Source organism: Streptomyces chengmaiensis (genome assembly GCF_029846775.1).
GTDB lineage: Bacteria > Actinomycetota > Actinomycetes > Streptomycetales > Streptomycetaceae > Streptomyces > Streptomyces chengmaiensis.
The window spans coordinates 120064-139673 of sequence record NZ_JARWBG010000005.1; the positions used below are offsets into that span (position 1 = coordinate 120064).

Sequence of the window (19610 nt, forward strand, 5' to 3'; positions counted from 1 at the left end):
GGTCCTGTTGCTCTGCCGGCTGGGGAACTGACCACTCCCGACGAGGCCGTGGCCGCCGCCTCCCGGGCGCGCCTCGTCGGCCCGGCGTGGAGCAACTGGCCTTGTGTACAACGAACACAGTGGGCCCTGCGCTTCACCCAACTGGTGCGTAGGGACGCCCCTTTGCTGGCCCGCATGGCGGTGCCGACGAGCGGTCTGTGCAGTCGCGACGTCATGGCCGACCAGCGCAACGCCTTTTCGACGCGCCATAAGGGATGGAAGCGAACGCCGCAGGCCCAAACCGGCAAGGCGTCCCCCGCACACGTCCTGCTGTCATTGAGCGACGATGCCGCGCCATTGACGCATGTATTTCACGGCGTGCTGCCAGCGCTGCTCCATGGGGACTGTGTCATCTCCGCCGTCGCGCCCCATGCAGTGCGGATGTCCGCCCACGTACGTGCACTTGCATTGGAGACCGGGCTTCCAGGTGACGTCTGGCAACAGCTGGCAGGCCATGACCGTAGGTTGCTGTGGGCAGTGGCCGAGCACACTGATGGGTCGGTCACCGCGTGTTGCACGCCTCGGTCCGCGCCGGGGAGCACGACGCTGCCTGGCCTGTTCGTCGTGCGCAAGGACGCCCGACTTCGCCCGGCCGTGCAGGATGCGGTACGAAGCGCCTTTCGCTCGGCCGGCAGGCACTGCAGGGCCACCCCCGTCATGGCGGTTCATGCGCACCATTACGACCGATTCATCGAGCTGTTCGCTGCAGAGGCCCGCGCACTTGGTGAACGGGCAGCCAGGTCACCCGAGGCGGTTCTCAGCCGGCTGGCCACCGCCGATGAGCTCGGCGCAGTGCGGTCGTACCTGACTCGGGCGTGGGGGGAGGATACCCAAGTGGTGGCCAAGGGGGAGAGTCTCGGCCACAAGTTGCACGGCCCGACGGTGTTTAGTCAGCGACACCTTGATCGTATCGACACGACCCTCATTCCACCTGGGCCCGTCGCGGTTGTCGCGCCGTTCACCGCCTGGTCGGAGGTGCTGTGGGCGGCACGAGGAACAGGCCGGCATGCCACTGTCCACACCGGAGCCCCGCTGAGTCAGCTCGCACCGCAGTTCGCCACCCTCCGGGTCGACGACGTGCGACTGGTGCGGCCTCTGTTCAGCCTGCGTCGGTGACCCCGGCCGAGCGAGACGGCGACGCACGACCTGGCGTCAGCACATCACCGAAGGGCATGCTCCCGCGAGCGCGGTAGGTTCCGCCGCACAGGAGAAAGAGCAGGGAGAGCGTTGCTGCCCCCGCCACCGGCCCGGCCACCCAAGCCGTCGCTGCCACGAGCCCGGCGGCACCCAGGCTGGGTAGGAGCACACCTCCGACGAGGAAGCTCAGGAAGGTCGGGACGCTCCGGGACGCGGGGCGTCCTTCCGACCGCGCGCCTGCCGCATACAGACACGTCATGACTGTCGCCCCCATCCCCACCGCGGCAACGACAACCCCGGCCAAGGCGGTCGCGACATCAGAACGCGCCCAGAGTGCCGCCACCTCAAGAAGAGGCCGCTTCGAGCAGGAGGAGAGGCGAAAGACCGTGGGCGACAGGAAACGGCAGTAGCCCCAGCCGTCCCATCCGTACGTCAGGACGACGAACACCAAGGTCCAGGGCACGATCGTGTTCAGGTAGGTCCCGGACGGATTGCCTTTCGCCAGCAGGCGAAGACCGGTAACACAGCCCGTGACACCGAAGGCAACCGTGCCCACACCGAACAGCGCCATTCCCCAAACCGGCGCCTGCTGAAGCATGTGCATGCTCTCCCACGCGGGGTACCGCGCGAGCAACCACACGCACGCCGGCGCCAGCAGCAGCGAAAGGTAGAGCGCACACGTCACGACAGGGGCGCTGATCAGCCGTGAGCCGCTACCCGCCGGATCACGTCGGTCGGCTTGTGTCTGGCTGGTGGCGGAAACCGCGAACATGGCGCCGGTTCCGTAGGCGAGGAAAAAGTCGACTTGCATCATGATGCTGGCCCTTCAGTTGCACGCCGGTGACGTGCCCGGTTCCAGGTGGAGAGGTGACAGCCGTCGCGGTCGCCCGCGCGTTGCCTCCGGTGGCGGCCACTCGTCCTGCCCGCCACCGGAGACCTCGGAGCCTTGCGGTACCGCTGTGTCAGCCGGTTGTCTCCTGCTGATGCCGTTGGACCAGAACGTCAAGGCGTTGGGCGACGCCGACCAAGGTCGCCGCACCCATGAGCTCCATCAGGGGGAGTTCACAGCCGAACGCCCGGTGCAGCTGCACTTTGAGTTCGGCTCCCATCAAGGAGTCCAGCCCGAGGTCCGCGAGGTTGGCGGTGGGGTTGACGCGGTCCGGGCTGGTCTGCAAGATGCTCGCTGCGAGTGCCGTCAACGCGTCGGTGATGAGAGTGATGCGTTGGGCCGCGCTGGTGGCCTCTTTGAGACGCTGCCCCAGTCCGTCGGCAGCTTGCGGAGTGGATGCGCCCGCCGCATTTCGCAGTTGCGCGCTGAATCGCGGCCCGGTGAGAGCAGGCAGGATCTGCGAGAGGCGCTCCCAGTCCATGGCGCCCACGGCGACGGTCGGCTCGTTGGCCAGGGCGCGATGCCGGTCAAGGGCATCCAGGGCGGTCCGCGGACTGATCAAACCGATACCGGAGCGGGCGATGGTGTCGGCCATCAGCGTGCGGGCGACGTACCCGGTGTCGCTGATGCCGCCCCAGGCCAGCGCGAGACCGGGACGTCCTTCTGTTCGCCGCCTGCGCATCAGGCTTTCCAGGTAGAGGTTGGCGGCCGCGTACGGGGCCTGATGCAGGTTGCCTACGAGCGCGGCGACGGATGAGTAGGTGACGAAGAAGTCGAGTTCGCAGTTCCTGCTGGTCTCGTCGAGGACCTGAGCGCCGAGGACCTTGGCTGCGAGGACGCGGCGGATGCGATCGGGTGTCAGCTCGTCCAGCGGCGCGTCATCCAGCTGCATCGCGGCGTGGACGATCCCCCGCACGGGCCGCCCTTGCTCGGCTGTCTCGCGGACGATTCGGGTGATGGCCTGGCGATCGGTGATATCGGCCGCGCTGGCCGTCGCCTGGGCACCCTTCCTGTGGAGGTCTTCGAGGAGGGCAGACGCTTCGGGAGACCGGGCTCCCCGACGGCCGATCAGCGCAAGGTGACGTGCGCCTCGGTCGACGAGGTGACGGGCGGTGGCAGCCCCCAGACCGCTCAGCCCACCGCTGATCAGGTAGGTCGCCGAGGGATCCAACGGCGCAGACGTGACGGGCTCGTGCACGTCGACCGGCTCAGTCCCGGAGAAGGTGATCACGACCTTGCCCAGATGCCGTGAGTGACGGAGGCTGCCCAGGGCCTCGGCCACGCGGTCGGCGGAATAGGCCCGGTGCGGCAGCGGGCGGTAGGTGCCGTCGGTGATCCGGTCGGTGACTGTCCTGAAGGCCGCCGCGGCCTCGGCGGGTGTGTCGGCGATCAGCCGGGTGATGTCCACGGCGTGATAGGACAGGTTGTTACGGAACGGTCCGAGCAGCACAGGGCTGTTGGCGTAGATGTCCCGTTTGCCGAGTTCCACGAACCGGCCTCCCGGGCGCAGGCATTCCAGGCCACGCCCGATCGCCTCGCCTGCCAGCGAGTTGAGGACGACGTCGACACCACCTCCTGTCAGCTCTTGCACGTCTTGAGCGAAGCGCAGGTCGCGCGAGTTCAGCACGTGCTCGACGCCGAGGGCGTGCAGCAGGTCGCGCTTGGCCGGACTGCCGGCGGTGGCGATGGCGCGGGCCCCGATGTTCCTGGCGTGCCGCAGTGCGGCCAGGCCGATGCCGCCAGCACCGCCATGTACGAGCACGGTCTCCCCCGCTCGCAACCGGGCGCAGCGTTCGAGGCTGTGCTGGACGGTGAGGTAGACGGCGGGCAGGGTGGCGGCTTCGGCGTAGGTGGTGTTGTCCGGGATGCGGCCGGTCTGTTCGGCACGCACGCTCGCGTGGGAGGCCAGGGCGCCGTGCGCGAAGGCATAGACACGGTCGCCAATGTCCAGGGAAGTCACTTCGGGCCCGACGGCGACCACGTCTCCGGCGCATTCGATGCCGAGCTGGGGAGCGGTGCCGGTGGATGGTTCGGCTCCGGGCGGCAGCAGTCCCTGGGCGAGCATGACATCGCGGTAGTTCAGGGCGGCGGCGCGGACCTGTACGACCACCTCCCCAGGAGCCGGGGCGGGCGGGTCAACGGCCGTCCAGGCCACCACGGGATCACGACCGGGCCGTTCGAGGCGCAGGGCATAGTGGTCATGGGCGGCCGCGGGGCGCGTAGCGGACGGCAGGGTTGTGACCCGGGGTGTGAACCGCCCACTACCCACGAGAACGACTTCGTCCTCGTCATCGGCATGCAGGAGCTCGTGGGTGACCCGCTCCGCGTCCTCGACGACGTCGCCGCACGAGTGCAGGCTGATGCGGCGGACCTTCAGCAGCGGGCGTTCGTTGCCCAGCACTCGACCGACGCCCCAAGCCGCCGCGTGCACCGGGGACGCCTCGTCGTTGCGTTCTGGAGCGGGGAACAGTCCGGTGGGGCCGGTGACCACCCACAGGGACGAGGTGCCCTCTTCAGCCGCCGCGCACAGCCCGGCGGCCGTCCGGATCAGCTCAGTGGTTTCGGTGACCGCCTCGGCGGCGTCGGGGCCGGCGCTGCCGTGATCCAGTAGCGCCACCACTTTGACCGGGTGTGTCATCGGCGCCGGGGGCTGGTATGTGCCGCTGTCGGTGATGCCCACACTTGTGGCACCGGCTGCGGTGAGGGCATGAGCGAGGTGCTGGGCGACCGGGCCGGCGGGATGCGGGGTGACGACGAGCCAACTGCCCGTCGCCCGTGCGGGAACCGGTGGCTGGGCAACCGTGCTCGACTCGGTACGTCGGGCGAGCAGAACGGAGTAGTCCTCGTCGGCCTCGCGTTGGACGCTGCTGGTCTGTGCGGCCGTGTCGAAGCCGGCGGCACGCAGAATGGTGGGCCACGAGTCCCGGTTCAGCAGCGGACTGCTGCGCACCTCCGTGTCGGTGAAAGCCCAGAACTCTTCGAGCAGACCGAAGCAGGGGCCCACGATCTCGGTGTCGTGACTCTCGATGGCCAGCAGCTGACCGCCCGGGGCGAGAAGCCCGGCGATTCGCTCGCAGGTGGCCTTCAGGTCGCGGGTGGCATGCAGCACGTTCGAGGCGATCACCAGATCGAAGCTCTCGGGCGTGAAGTCCTGTTCCGCGGGATCGGTGTTGAGGTCGAGGGTGCGGTAGGTGAGGAAGTCGAACTTGGTGAAGCGGGTTTGAGCGCGCGGGAAGAAGGCGGCGGAGACGTCACTGTAGACGTAGGTGGTCAAGGGCGCGGGCAGAAGTGGCAGCAGGTACGCGCTAAGCGCTCCGGTGCCGGCCCCCACCTCCAGGACGCGCAGTGGCCGGTCCTCGGGCCAGTCCCGCAGCATGCGGGCCAGCAGGATGCTCGCGGTGCGGGCATGCAGCCGCGTCTGCGGTGTGTCGGAGTAGAACCCTTCGACCAGATGCCGGTCCGCCTCGGTGAACAGCAGCTCACGTGGGTCGACGCGGCCGGTGAGGATGTCGGTCAGCCGGCTGCCGCAGCGGACGTAGACGGCGATGGCGGTGATCCACTCGGGGAAGCGGTCGACGAGCTGCTGCGTGTGCTCGTGCGGCTGCGCCACGCCGGTCATACGCCAGCGGGCCTCACCTTCAGATGCCACCGTGCGGATCAGACCGGCCTGCTCGGCCAGGTGGATCAGCAGACGCAGATAGGGGAGGTGGTGGGGCCGTACGCGAGCTGCCAGGAGATCGTCTGTACCGAATGCCGTCGCTTGTGGCAGCAGTTCGGCCATGGCTGCGGCCGCCCAGTGCCCGACCGCCGTCTTGACCTGGGGAGCGAACTCCGCATAGCCGTCTCGGTGCTCGGTGTCCACTTGCAAGCGCTGTCGCGCGGTGGTAGCCACGGTCGCCTCCGGGTTCGGCCACGGGCACGCGGCGCCGCCCCGGCCGGTGGCGCGGCCGGAGGCCCGCAACGTGTGGGTCAGCTCCTGGAGGTGTACTGCCTTGGCCTTGGCGGCCTGCACGCCCCTCAGTCGGCAGCCGGTCAGTTCGGCGCAGACGGTGCCGTCCTCCGCCCCAACCGTGATGTCGACGAGGGCATCCGATCCGGCCCGGTCCCGCAGCCGCGCGTGGACCAGTCCTTGGGCAGGCAGGTGGTGCCACACGCGGATGGCCTCGACAGCGGTCGGAAGGAACATCCTTCCGTCGCCTGACGAGACCAGGAGCGGGCCGGCCGCCTGCAACGCTCCGTCCAGGATGACCGGGTGGGCTTCGAGGACGTGCTGATCATCCGTGGGCAGCCGGTAGGTGGCCACCACGTCGCCGGCGCCTGCCTGCAGGCCGGTCAGCACTTGGAAGGCGGCACCGTACGCCAGCCCGGCCCGTCCGGCACGCTCGTAGTGCGTGGTGGCTTCGATCAGCGGACCGGACAGGCGGGATCGCAGCGTGGCGGGGTCGATCGCCGGGGGGACGGGACCGAGGAGACGGCGCACGCGTCCGCGGGCGTGCAGCGTCCAGTCGCTCGTGAGCGTGGTCCGGGAGGCGAAACAGACCAACCCGGTCTCCACCGAGAGGGACGTCTGCACCGTGACGCTCGTCGGGTCGTCGCCGCCCGGAAGGGTGAGGGGGCGGACGATGTCCAGACCGGTCACTTCGCAGGCAGCGTTCAGCGCGGCCCGGCCCGCGGCGAGAAACGCCTCGACGTAGCAGGTGCCGGGCATGACGACGCTGCCGTCCACCCGGTGGTCGGTCAGCCAGCCGAGGCGGCTGGTGCTCAGCAGTTGGTGCCAGGTCGGTTCGGCGACCGCGGCACGTCGGCCGAGGACCGGATGTGTCAGGGTCTTGTCCTGCGGCACAGTGACCCACCACTCGGGCTGTCCGTTGCGGCACTCCTCGCGCTGGAAGGGGTATGACGGCAGCGTCACCACCGCACCCGGACGGGAGAAGCAGTGTCGGACGCGAGCGCCGGCGGCGATCACGTGAGCAGCGCCGCGGCGGACGGAGGCAGGGGCCTCCTGGTCACGTCGGCACAGTGCCACGGTTGCTTCCGCCCCGACCAGGCGACGTAGATAGCCGGCCAGTACGGCGTGGGGTCCGATCTCCACGAACTGCGTGCATCCGCTGTCGGCCAGCGCCCGCACAGCCTCGGCGAACCGCACGGGTTCCCGTACGTTGCGCCACCAGTAGTCGGCGTCGAGACGGCTGCCGTCGAGCCTGTCTCCCGTCACGGTGGAGATGAACGTCCGCTGGTGCCGGCCGGGACGCAGCAGCAGCAGGCTGTCGGTCACGTCGTGTCGGATGGGGTCCATGGCCCTGCTGTGGAAGGCGTAGTCGAGGTCGAGCTGCCGGAAGAACACCTCGCGTGTGCTCAGTTGCCGGCCCAGTTCGGCCAGTGCTTCGGCAGGGCCTGCCAGGGTGACGTCCTGGTCGGTGTTGATCCCGGCCAGCTCGATTCGGCCGTCGTAGGCGGCCAGTTCCTTCTCCGCCTCCTTGGGCCCGAGGCCGCAGGCGGCCATGCGTCCGGTCCCGGCGGTGGCCGCTTGGGCGGTGCTGCGGGCGACGACCACCTGGCAGGCTTGCCGCAGGTCGAGGCAGCCGCTCGCGTACGCGGCAGCGATCTCGCCGACGCTGTGGCCGGCCACGGCGTCAGGCTCAATGCCGTAGGAGGCGAGCAGTCGCAGGAGACCGACCTGCAGGGCGAAGAGCAGTGGCTGGGCCACGTCCGTCCGGTCAAGACGCGGAGACTCGGCGGTGAGTTCGCTGAGCACCGACCAGCCCAGGCGCGGTTGGAGTTCGGCGTCGACGGTCTCGACCGCGGCCAGGAAAGCGGGTTCCGTGCGCAGAAGATCGGTGCCCATGCCCGGCCACTGCGAACCGTTGCCGCTGAAGACGAAAGCCACCTTGCCCGGTCGGCCGGTCACCCAGGAGGGCTCGCCGTCACCGGCCACGGCCATGGACAGCAAGGCGTCGGCTGCCTCGGCGGCCGACGTCGCCAGCACGGCGGCACGACGCTCGTAATGGTGCCGCCGCACGGTGGCCGTGTATGCCACGTCGTAGAACGGGTCAGTGGTGAATTGCAGGTGCTGGGCCATCTCCTGGCAGGCCACCCGCAGGGCCTCATCGGTGCGTGCCGAGACCACGACCGGCAGGGTGCGGTGCGAGGCCGAGTCCTGCCAGGCCCTCTTGTCGGTGTCAGGCGTGTTCGGCGCGGGGGCTGCCAGGATCACATGAGCGTTGGCGCCGCCGAATCCGAATGAGTTCACTCCGGCCAAGGGCAGACCGTCGTGGGTGAGGGGCTGCGGCCGGGTCACCGGCCGCACGTTCAGCCCGGTGAAGTCGATGGACGGGTTCGGCTCTTCGCAGTGCAGGGAAGCCGGGATCTGCCGGTGCTTCAGGACGAGAAGGGCCTTGAGCAGACCGGCGATGCCCGAGGCGGCCTCCAGGTGCCCGATGTTCGCCTTGACCGAGCCGATCGGCAGAACACCGGTGCTGCGGCCCTGGCCCAGCACTCGGCCGACGGCCTCGCACTCCAACGGGTCCCCCACCGGGGTGCCCGTGCCGTGTGCCTCCAGATAGGCGAGGTCGTCGGGGAGCACTCTCGCCCGGTCGTACACCTCGCGGAGCAGAGCCTGCTGGGCGGAGGCGCTGGGCAACGCCAGCCCGGGGGTCCGGCCGTCGTTGTTGGTCCCGCTGCCGAGGATCACCCCGTGGATGCGGTCACCGTCGGCGCGTGCATCGCAGAGTCGCTTCAGTAGGACTAGGCCGCCGCCTTCGGCGCGCACGAATCCGTCCGCCTGGGCGGAGAAGGCGCGGCAGCGCCCGGTCGGGGAGAGCATCGAGGCGGCCGAGAACCCGCCGAAACCCTGGGGGTTGATCAGTACGTTGACACCGCCCGCGACAGCGACGCGGGAGTGTCCGGACTTGAGGTGTTCACACGCCTGGTGCACCGCCGTCAGCGCCGACGAGCAAGCCGTGTCGACCATGACCGACTGGCCGCGCCAGTCGAAGAAGTGCGACAGCCGGTTGGCGACGATGGCACCTGCCATACCGGTGACGGTGTACGCGTTGCCCGACTCCGGGGAGTATGCCTGTAGCTCACCGTAGTCCCGGCTGGAGCAGCCGATGAACACCGATGTGTCTGTCCCCTCAAGGGCCGTAGAGTCGATGCCCGCGTCGTCCAGCGCCTCGACCGCCATCTCCAGCAGCAGACGCTGCTGCGGATCCATGCGGGACGCCTCGCGGGGGGAGATCCCGATGAAGTAGGAGGCGTCGAAGCCGTAGATGTCCTGAAGGAAGCCGCCGGCGGCGGTGTAGGACTGGCCCGGGCGCCGTCGGATCCTGTCGACGAAGTCACCGGCCGGGAAACGGTCCGCGGGAACCTCACCGACCATGTCTCGCTCGGTGACCAGCACGGCCCAGAGATCGTCGAGCGAGTGAATGCCGCCGGGAAGCCGGCAAGCGGCTCCGACGACGGCGATGGAATCATCGGACGGGAACGGCACATGTGCTGACAAGATTGATCTCCGGGGAGGAAACGGCACCTACGGGTGAACGCGAGCCGGCAGCTCGGCTTCAGCGCGTGCTACCTGAATGGTCAGCGCCACGGCGTGTGACGCCGAGGGCGCCTCGGAGGAACGCGGCGTCGATCGGGGCGGGATCGGCCAGGCCAGGGCTCGCCGCCGTGGCGTTCGAGCGGTCGTAGACCCGTTGGTGTCGGCAGTAACGGAGGAAGCCAGTGAGGCTTGCGGCCACGAACTGTTCAGCGTCTGACGGGTCCGGCACGTCATCGTCCGCACACTCGATGCGCAAGCCCGGATACTGCTCCTCGATGACGGCGAGCAGGTCACGGAGCGGCGTGGGCTGGGGATGCACCACGTGGAAGGTGTGGGCAGCCGCGCCCTGATACCGGCGGTCGTGACCGATACGGATCATCATCTCGGTGGCATATCGATCGCCGACGATGTTGAAATTGGCATCGGAGGGAACCCGAAGCCGCAGAGTGAGCCGTCGCGCGCCCGGGCGTTGCGCCGGGATACCCGGCGCGCCTCCCTGGGACACCGCCTCCAGCATGTCCCCCAGGACGGACAGCGAGTGACCAGCTGCGCCCTCCGGCAGCTTTCGGTCGGCGGCGACGATGCTGGGTCGGAAGACCACCACCGGTCGGCTGTGCCGCTCCGCCCACTGCCGCACCAGACACTCGACCGTGAACTTCGAGGCGTCGTAGTGAGTCTCGAAACCGTGCAGGTCACTCAGGTCGCTTTCCATGACACGGCCGTTCGGACGGGCGCCGGCCACCGCCACGGAGCTGATGTGCACCAGCTGACAACGCTGCGGGGTCGCCCGCGCGAAGGCGAGCACCTCGGTCGTGCCATGAACGTTGACTCGGTACAACCGCTCACGTTCCCCGGTCAGTGCGATGTCACTGGCGCAGTGCCAGACGGCATCCACCTCGCCTGCCAGGCGCGCATAGAGCGCGGGAGACAGGCCCAGCCACGGCTTCGTGACATCCCCGCTCACGCAGCGCAGTTGGCCGACGTGACGTCCATCGAAGGGCCCCTCACCCGCCACCCGGAGTGCCTCGACCATCCGGGCCCTCAAATGGGACGGATCTCCACGCCCCAGGACGACGACGGGCTCGGAATGGGTGGCGATCAGGGCGTGCGCGATGCGGGAGCCGAGGAAACCGGTGGCTCCGGTGAGCAGAACTGTCACTCATGCACAAGATCACAGTCCCACCGATATTGGCAAAGCAGTGCGTCACCCTTCGGACACAATCAGTAATAATCGAATCGCAGCGGATTGGCGGCTGAGGCGTCCTGAATGACGCACACTGATCTCCCGGCACCGCCGCTGCCCACTGCTGGCCGGCGCCAGGGGAAGGTCGGTGAAGCGACGCGGCACTCGACCCGATCCCCCGTCTCCGAGTGCCGTGAAATGGCATCATGACCGAAGAGGCCACCATGCGTTCTGCCCTCCGCGGCCGTGCGGGACGTGTAGTCCGTCGGGGTCTGCGATCACGAGTCGTCGCAGCCCTGACCGCTCCCCACGGAGTCGACCGGTATCTGGAGCACCTGAATCCCACGTGGACCGTGCACGAGGTGAGGGGGCGCGTCGTGGACGTTCAACGCCGTACAGCGGACAGCGTGACCATCCGGCTGCGGCCGAACGGCAGTTGGAACGGTTTCGAAGCCGGCCAGTACGTCCACTTCGGAGTCGACGTCAACGGAGTGCTCATGCAGCGCTTGTTCTCTCTGGCCTCATCGGCGCACGACACCGCGCAGGTGGAGATCACCGTGGCGTCGCACCCGGCAGGCATCGTCTCCTCCTACCTCCGAGAGCATGCCCGGCCGGGAATGGTCATGACGATGTCACAAGCCGGAGGCGTCTTCACGCTGCCCCACAGCCGGCCGCAACGCTTGCTGCTGATCAGCGGGGGCAGCGGCATTACCCCCGTGATGTCGATGCTCCGTACGCTGTGCCACGAGAACCATGCCGGACGCATCACCTTCCTGCACTACGCGAAGTCCGCTCAGCGGATCGTCTACGGAGACGAACTCGCCGATCTCTCCAGGCGGTACCCGAACATCGAGGTCTTCACAGTCCTCCCGACCCGGGAACAGGGTGGTGATCTGCACGGCTCCTTCGGCATCGGTCACCTGCTCGAAGTGGCTTCCGACTTCTGCACCTCTCCCACCTACCTCTGCTCGGGACCACGTCTGCGACAGGCGGTCAGCGACCTCTGGGCGCAGCGGGGTATTGGGCATCTGCTGCACACGGAATTGTTCGTCTCCGGGACCACCGGTCCCGTAAGTCGCGGCGGCGACGTTGCGGCCGGTCCGGGGGTACTGCGGTTCAGCCGTAGTGCAGTGGCAGTACCGGCCCGGGAAGGCACTCTCCTTGAGCAAGCCGAGGCTGCCGGCGCCGACCCCCGGTCCGGGTGCCGGATGGGCATCTGCCACACCTGCACCACCAGGAAGATCTCGGGCTCGGTGCGCAACCTGCTGACCGACGCCGTGTCCGACGGCAGAGACGAAAGCATCCAGCTCTGCGTCTCCGTGCCTCACGGAGACGTGCTGCTGGACTTGTGAGGGATGAAAGGCAGTGCATGCGACGAGACCACGATGAGCTGCTCCTGTCACCGGAGCAGCTCGAAGAACTCGGGCGGGAGCTGGACGCGATCCGCAGCCAGGTGCTCGCGGATCTGCAAGAACGCGACGCTATGTACATCCGCTCGGTAGTACGTGCCCAACGCCGCATGGAACTCGCAGGACGCGGCCTCTTCTTCCTCGGTTTCTTCCCGCCTGCCTGGATCGCAGGAGTCGCATGCCTGGCAGTCGCCAAGATCCTGGACAACATGGAGATCGGACACAACGTCCTGCACGGCCAGTATGACTGGATCGGCGATCCAGACATCCAGTCGAAAACCTTCGAGTGGGAATGGATGTACCCCGCCGAGGAATGGCGCCGGTCCCACAACTACGAGCACCACACATACACCAATGTCCTGGGCAAGGACAGGGACATCGGCTACAGCGTGCTACGCATGAGCGACGGCCAGCCGTGGCACCCGTACTACCTGGGAAACCCGCTGTACACGCTCATCCTGATGCTCTTCTTCGAGCAGGCAGCCGCTCTGCATGACGTACGGGTTGATCAACTCGTCACCAGGAAAAGAAAGTGGTCGGAGAGTCATGCCACTCTTCTGCGCCTGCGCCGCAAGGCCGGTTCCTGTGCACTCAAAGAATACGTCCTTTTCCCAGCCCTCACGGGCCCCCTATTCCTCAGTACTCTGCTCGGCAACCTTGCGGCCGGTCTCATCCGTAACATCTGGGCATTTTCCGCTGCCTTCACCGGCCACACCCCGCAAGATGCACAGACTTTCACTGAGCAGCAGATCGAAGGCGAAACCCGCGAACACTGGTACTACCGGCAGCTGATGTGCAGTGCCAACTTCAACGGCGGCAAACTCTTTCACATCCTCACCGGACACTTCGGGCACCAGATCGAGCATCACCTGTTCCCGGACCTGCCCTCCAGTCGCCTGAGGGAAATCGCACCTCAGGTAAGGAGCCTCTGCATCAAGTACGACCTCCCCTACAACACCGGCCCTTTCCTCAGGCAGTTGGGCAGTGCTTGGCTCAAGGTGTTCACGCTCGCCCTGCCGAGCAAGGAGCACGTCGTTGGGCGCTTTCAGGGAGCCCGCCGCCGACGCGAAATCACCCGTTGATTAGGACAACGAAGTGAGTGTTCGACTTGGTCCAGTGGACCGAAGCTTCACCTACAGCGGCACTGAGCCACAACCCGTCACGGGCTTCTTTCTGGATCTCGAAGGGGACCCTCTCTTCCAGAGAGGATCTGCTGAAACGGGTCTCACAACGCGTGGGTTCACTCCCGGCGCTGTGGCAGTCACAGCCTCAGCGAGGACAGGTGCAATGGCCTGTGGCGCCGGTACGCATCGGCCTGGAACATGTGCGGTGGGCTTCCGGCCACGAACTCCCCAATTTTCCCGAGGCGTTGTTGGCCATACCGCTCCCAGCAGGCGGACCGGCGTGGGATCTGTGGTGCGCACCGGGAAGAGACGAGGGTCGCTTTCAGGTTGCCTTCCGCATCCACCACGCGGTCCATGACGGGATGGGCGCGGCCCACGATCTTCTGACACTGCTTTGTCATGACGTCCCGCCGCTAATGCGTCCAGTGGAACGGATGCGGCCCACAATCACTGGCTGTGTCGCCGTCGTGAAGGATCTGACACGCGCACTAGGCGGCAGGTTGAAGGGCCGTTCCGACTACCTGCCGGAACTGCGCGATCCCGTGCGGTGGGCGTGGGAGGAAGCGCCAGAGCGCATCGTGCAGGAAGCTGCTCGATCAGCTCGGTGCACGGTGAACGACATCTGCCTGGCAGCTTTCGCCTGGGCGCTGCGGCTGGACGCCTCGCGGACAGCGGCCGGCGACGGTGCCCGTCGTCGCGACTTCGACGCCGTCATTCCCATGTCCATTCGTGATCACCGGAGCAGAACGGTACTCGGCAACCAGCTGGTGGCTTACCGACTTGGTCTGCCCGTTTCGGCCGAAAGCCTCGAGGAAGCGGTGGATCGGGTGGTCGCCCAGAGTCAAGCGGCGCGCCTCCACCGGCGACGTGACGCGACACGCTGGTTGCTGGAGCTGTCCCCGACGCCGGTTGGGGCCTGGGCAAGCCGAGTGATGATGGGCCCCTGTACTGCACCGATGATCGCCAGCAGTCTGACGTTCCCCGCCGTTGGCTCCTGTCTTGGGGCGCGCCTGCTGGGAGCGTCGATGATGTACAACCTCACGGGTGGCATGAGGTCCTATCTGTCCTTCACACGAGCACAGGGAGTGGTGCGGTGTGGCCTGGCATACCGAGCCTCCTGGCGGGCGAATACCATTCCGGCGCCATGGCGGCAGACCCTGGTCCAGTTTGCGCCGCAAGAGGTGTCCTCCGGCACGGGCACCATCCCCCCAAAGCGCTGATCAGGCGGCTTCCGGCGGGGCAGACAAGCCTGGGCGGCGGCGTGCGGATGGAAGCCACCAGTTGGCCGGACCGAGTGCCGCCATCACGGCGGGCACCAGCACACCGCGCACCAGCACCGCGTCCACGAGCGCGGCCAGTGCCACCCCTGCCCCGATCATCTTGATCACGGATACGGAGGAGGTAACCATGGCCGAAGTGGAGAAGGCCACGGCCAGTGCGGCGGACGTCATCAGTCGCCCGGTACGGGCGATGCCCTCCACCACGGCGGCCGGGTTGTCCGCGCTGCGCTGGTACTCCTCGCGGATCCGCCCCAGCAGGAACACCTCGTAGTCCACCGACAGGGCCAGGGCGATGGCCAGTGTGAACAGCAGCAGTGAGATGTCGAGCGTCCCCGTGACTGTGAACCCTCCCAGCACGCTGCGAGCCGTACCGTCCTGGAAGACAGCGACCAACGCTCCCAGACTTGCGCCGAGACTGACAACGGCCACGACCAGTGCCTTGAGAGGAGCCACGACGCTGCGGGTGAACAGTGCCAGGAGGAGTGCCAGCCCGACGCTCAGCAACGCCACCGCCCAGGGCAGCGCCCGCCTGGCGGCAGCGAGCGTGTCCTCGACCTCGGCGGCTCGCCCGCCTACCATGACCGGTCCCGGCGCGGGGACCGCCCGGATTCCCTCGACCAGAGCTGCGGCGCTGCTGCTTCCCACTCGCACCGTGGTCGTGGCGGCGAGAACGGTTCCTGCCCCCGGTGAACCGGCCGCCACCCGCACACCGTTCACACCTTGAACGGCGGCCAGCGCATGCTCGTACCCGGCCAGCCGTGCCGCTGACGTCGGCTGGGACAGCACCACGGTGACCACCTGCTCCGGCGCGCCGACGAACTCCGCCCGGACTCGTTCGCCGACGGATGCCACAGGCGAGGAAGCAGGCATGACGCGATGATCCATGATGCCCAGCCGAGCGTGTGCGAAGGGCCACGCCATCATCCCCAGCAGGACCACGACAACACCGCCAGCCACAGCCCACCGCCGGGTCACCACCTGCGCGGCCCTGCGCCAGAAAGGGCTGCCCTGGCCGAGCTTGGTGGACCGCCAGCGGTGGAAGGGGTCACCTCGTTCGCACAGTGGTCCGAGGAGCACCACGCAGGCGGGCGTCAGCAGCAGCGCCACGGTGGCTGACAGGAGCGTGACGGTCACTCCCGCCAAGGCGAGCGCCCGGACCAAAGGCACCGGGATGACCGTCACCGCGGCCAGGCACACCATGACCGCGGCGGCGGAAAAGAGCACCGAGCGACCACTCGTCCGCACGGCCACGGCCAACGCCTCGACGCGTGTCAGGCCGTCGGCGAGTTCCTCCCGGTACCGGGCGAGGAGAAACAGCGTGTAGTCGACAGCAAGGCCGAACCCGATGGCCAGAGCGGCATTCACTGCGAACGCCGAGATGTCGACCAGCCGCGCCATCCCACCCAGCAAAGGAATGGTGCACAGCACGGCGACCCCGGCGACAAGCACCGGCATCAGAGCACTCACGAACGAGCCATAAGTGATCAACAGCAGGACGAACACAACCGGTGCCGCCAGAAGTTCGGCCCGTAGCAGGTCGTGCTCGATGCGGCTGTCTACGCGCTCCAGCGTCCACGACGGCCCGCCGGCCTCGACCGTGGCAGCGGGCACCACGTCCCGCGCCCGCTCCACCAAGCGGTCGGCGGTCGCCTCCCGTTCGTGTACGGATCCACTCAACCTGACAAGGACCAACACGGCAGCGCCGTCGCGGGACCGCAACGCCGACTGGTCCCGGGTGGCCCCGGACCATACGGCGCGCACCCCGGACTCGCGGGACAAGGCAGCCGAGACGATCTGAGCAGCCCGCACCGCCGTACGCCCGATTCGCTCGTCACCAGTGACCGTCAAGACCAGATCAACGGGCGGAGCTCCCAGACGCTCCGCTGCGTGCCGCGCTCTGACCGCCTCCGAGCTCTCGATCACTCTGCCGTCCCTACCGAATGTGGCGACCGACACCGGAATCAACCAGGCCGCGCAGGCCACCACGAGCACGGCCCCAAGTGCTACCAGCCGCGCCCGTGCCAAAGTCATCCGGGCCACCACCGCACCACTCCTTCACGGATCTGTTCTTCACGTCCGTCAAGAAGAACGGCTCTGTCCGCCCGAAGTAGCTCTCGGACAGACGGAAGCGCACGGTCGGCCCCATCGGCAGACGGGCTTGATGCCACATCCCACTGAGAACGAGGCGGGCGGCGACCTTGGAAGTGATTGACACACCATCAGATACATCGTCAGTCGAGCGTCAAGACAATGCGTCGGGCGTTCTCCACTGCCGCCCCGACCCATGCGAGCCAACCACTTCACTTACGAAAGGCGCAGGTCACCAGAGTCATGAACCGGAGGTGCCAGCTCCACGTGATGGACGGGGGGAAACAGGTCGAGCACACCAGTTCACTCCGGAGGAACCCAGGAAAAACCGCAGGTCAGTGCACCTTTGTGGCGGGCTCCAGAACAGCCACGCACTCCACGTGGTGCGTCATCGAAAACATGTCACGTTGCGCCAACGTGGGAGAACATGCAGGTCAGACCGGGCTTTGCGGTCCCGCCAGGGGGCTGTTGGACGCCCAGAGCGTCAAATGAGCGTCACAGCCGCGGAGCGCTGAGGCCGTACTCCGAGCTGCTGGGAGGCTGTGCACCAGCTGCCATGCTCGGCGGGACACAAAGCCAGACTACGGCTCCCAAGCCTGGGCCTTTGTCTTGGCCATCCGCTCATCCCGTCTAGCCTCTCCACAAGCCCGGCAGGGCTCTAGGGGAGCCGGGGATTCGGGGCCCCGTAGGGACCAACGGACTGAGCTGGGCGAAGGTACGCCGGACGGTTCGACGCGTCCGAAGCGTCCGATCTACGAGCCGGTCTCCCCCTCCTCGCCGAGCACCCGCACAGTCCAGTCGAAGATGTCGTTGGACAGGGCGAGCAAGGCGTCGGAGAGCTTGCCGATCTCCTCCGGCGCCAGGGGCCGGGTCTTCACCTGCCAATCCTTCTGGCTGAGCATGACGAAGGGCTCGCCGTTCGCCTTGGTCAGCCACACGCCGTGAATGTAGGTGTTGCGGCCCTCCAGGTGGCCGCCGACGTCGTCCAGGAGCTTCACGAGCTCGTCGCGCTCGGCCTCGGAGATACGCTCGTCGACCGCGGCCTTCTCCACGAGCCCCTTGGCCTCGTTCACCAGCCTGCCCGCCGGTACTCCGTCGAGCTTCTGGAGCTCCTTGGGCGTAATGGCGAGCCTGCCGCCGACATATCGCACCGCGGCCTCCAGGTTTCCGGCGCGGTACACCATGCGGCCGAGGGCGGCCTCGATCGCGGTGAGGTCGAGGGGGATGTCGCTCTGTTCCGTCGTCATGTGCGCCAGGCTCGCACGGGGCCTTCGCCGACCGCCTGGGTTTTCGGCACCTGGTGGCGGAACCGGCGCTGGGCGGACTCGTTGTCCTCGCGGCACCGGGCCACACTGGAGCAAGACCCCCGGATAAGCCTTGCCGCTCGAACAGCGGGACAGCCCTTAGTCGCCCCCGCCCTCTTCTTGCTCTGCGTCGTCGCTGATTCCGAACATGGGACGAAGCACGCCCCGCAGGTCGAGTTCCAGGCGCTGAGCGGGAATCGACAGAGACCGCTGCACGTTGCTGCTGACGTTGGTCGCAGTCGCTCGCCACTCCGCAGGGAAAGAGTCGGCTTCCTGACTGCTGTAAACCGTGATCGCGTCGAGGGTCACGGTCTCGTGGGGGCGTAGGTCTACCGGGGCAAAGCGGATGAGGGTGCGGCCGTCCTGCTGCTCGATGTCCGGGGAATGCAGGGACGGCAGATGGTAGGCCGGGGGCTGCACCCCGAGCACCCCTTGGTGGATGCCGAGTCCGGGTATGGTGCCCTCTCCGTACTTGGCCGGCTGGTGAGGCCAGTCGATCTCTTCCTCGGCGTCGGCCGTGACGTGGGCCGTGACGGTGTCGGGGAGGCTCAGCACCACCTGGACCTTGGTGAGGTTGTCTTCGCCGGGGTTGGTCAACGTGAGGGTCACAGGCGTGCCTGTGGCGCTCACCCTCTGTGCCAGAGCATGCTGCATCGCGAGATCGAAGTCGCTCAGGTACTCGTCCACCTCCTGTCGGAATTCTTCCGGGGAGCGGGAGTCAGGCCACAGGACTTGGAGTGACCGGAAGGTCCTGAACGGGTCCGAAGCTGGAGCCTTCTTCTTCTCCTCTGCGGCGTCCACCTGTCGCATCATCACCTCGCGGAGGGAGTCGGTGATCGTTCGGCGGACGTCCTCGGTCGGGGCCAGCAGGGCGACGGTGCCGTCGGTCATGGTGACGTCGACGTTCACGCGCTTCGTTGCTCGGCGGGCGCGCTCTGTGAGGGCGTAGATCTCCGCTGGGCGAGCAGGTTCGGTCTTGCCGGCGTACCGGTGGAAGACGGTGCCCGGGCGGTAGCTCTCATATTCCTTGTGCAGGGGGTGAATAAGGTCGCCCCACCGGGGAGGAGCGACGTCGACGAGCATGACGTGGCGCTTGCCCTCGTCGGTGTCCATGGGGACGTACGTGAACTGGTAGCGGCTGAACTCGCCCAGGTAGCGCCTCAGCCAGCCGTCGACCTTCTCAACATCATGCGTCGGAACCCCATGGATCGCGTCTTCATCAACCCCTACCAAGAGGTAGGCGTGGCCTCCAACCCACTGCTCCGCCACATCAGGCATCCGGTTGGCGAAACCGAGGATCGCCTTCGACACAGCGAAGGATCCCGCCGCCCTCGACACGTCGTGCTGGGACTTCCACTCCAGCCAACGCGTCTCGTCCGCGCTGCTGGCGTTCAGGACAGCGCGGATCAGCTCTCGCTGCCGCGCCAGCCCGACTACCGGTTCGTCCGCGTTGAAGTCCAGAGTCATGGTTGTCCTTCGTGCCAGGTGAACTCCAAGCATGCGGGACCACACCGACAAGCCAGCTCGCCAGCCGGGTAGACCAGTCGCATGGATCGTTCGAAGATCGTAGAGGTCCGCTCACCCGGCGGTCTCGGGGTTTCGCCGTCCACGACCTGT

10 protein-coding genes are annotated in these 19610 nt (G+C 67.5%); 4 read left to right on the forward strand and 6 right to left on the reverse strand.

Annotated features, from left to right (window positions below; translation table 11 throughout):
• The first annotated feature begins 48 nt into the window (after positions 1–48).
• Positions 49–1155, forward strand: coding sequence for an aldehyde dehydrogenase family protein (locus tag QCN29_RS06860; protein ID WP_279926806.1), 1107 nt, complete (start codon positions 49–51; stop codon positions 1153–1155).
• Here QCN29_RS06860 and QCN29_RS06865 read toward each other — a convergent pair.
• The 3 genes from QCN29_RS06865 to QCN29_RS06875 form a co-directional block, all read right to left on the reverse strand.
• Positions 1139–1990, reverse strand: a complete 852-nt coding sequence (locus QCN29_RS06865; protein ID WP_279926807.1) for a hypothetical protein — start codon at positions 1988–1990, stop codon at positions 1139–1141. The genes QCN29_RS06860 and QCN29_RS06865 overlap by 17 nt on opposite strands.
• A gap of 148 nt (positions 1991–2138) precedes the next feature.
• A complete protein-coding gene (locus QCN29_RS06870; protein WP_279926808.1) occupies positions 2139–9566 on the reverse strand; it encodes a type I polyketide synthase in 7428 nt (2475 codons plus the stop codon).
• 58 nt (positions 9567–9624) lie between these two features.
• Positions 9625–10764 (reverse strand): SDR family oxidoreductase, encoded by a 1140-nt coding sequence (locus tag QCN29_RS06875; RefSeq protein ID WP_279926809.1) that lies wholly within the window; start codon positions 10762–10764, stop codon positions 9625–9627.
• Positions 10765–11195: 431 nt separating this feature from the next.
• Between QCN29_RS06875 and QCN29_RS06880 the strand changes: the two genes are divergently transcribed.
• The 3 genes from QCN29_RS06880 (at position 11196) to QCN29_RS06890 (ending at position 14541) form a co-directional block, all read left to right on the forward strand.
• Positions 11196–12140, forward strand: a complete 945-nt coding sequence (locus tag QCN29_RS06880; RefSeq protein WP_279926810.1) for a flavin reductase family protein — start codon at positions 11196–11198, stop codon at positions 12138–12140.
• Between the two features lie 17 nt (positions 12141–12157).
• Entirely contained in the window at positions 12158–13279 is a 1122-nt protein-coding gene (locus QCN29_RS06885) for a fatty acid desaturase family protein (RefSeq protein ID WP_279926811.1), read from the forward strand.
• Between the two features lie 212 nt (positions 13280–13491).
• The gene (locus QCN29_RS06890; RefSeq protein ID WP_279926812.1) at positions 13492–14541 is read left to right on the forward strand and encodes a wax ester/triacylglycerol synthase domain-containing protein; all 1050 of its coding nucleotides are present in this window, start codon (positions 13492–13494) and stop codon (positions 14539–14541) included.
• Here QCN29_RS06890 and QCN29_RS06895 read toward each other — a convergent pair whose 3' ends face one another.
• The 3 genes from QCN29_RS06895 to QCN29_RS06905 all read right to left on the reverse strand — a co-directional run bounded on the left by QCN29_RS06895 (position 14542) and on the right by QCN29_RS06905 (position 19460).
• Positions 14542–16632 carry an MMPL family transporter gene (locus QCN29_RS06895; RefSeq protein ID WP_279926813.1) on the reverse strand — a complete coding sequence of 697 codons (2091 nt, stop codon included), beginning with the start codon at positions 16630–16632 and terminating at the stop codon, positions 14542–14544. It lies immediately after the preceding gene.
• A gap of 809 nt (positions 16633–17441) precedes the next feature.
• A complete protein-coding gene (locus QCN29_RS06900) occupies positions 17442–17936 on the reverse strand; it encodes a hypothetical protein (RefSeq protein ID WP_279926814.1) in 495 nt (164 codons plus the stop codon).
• A 156-nt stretch (positions 17937–18092) separates the two neighbouring features.
• Positions 18093–19460, reverse strand: a complete 1368-nt coding sequence (locus tag QCN29_RS06905; RefSeq protein ID WP_279926815.1) for an AlbA family DNA-binding domain-containing protein — start codon at positions 19458–19460, stop codon at positions 18093–18095.
• Between the last annotated feature and the right edge of the window lie 150 nt (positions 19461–19610).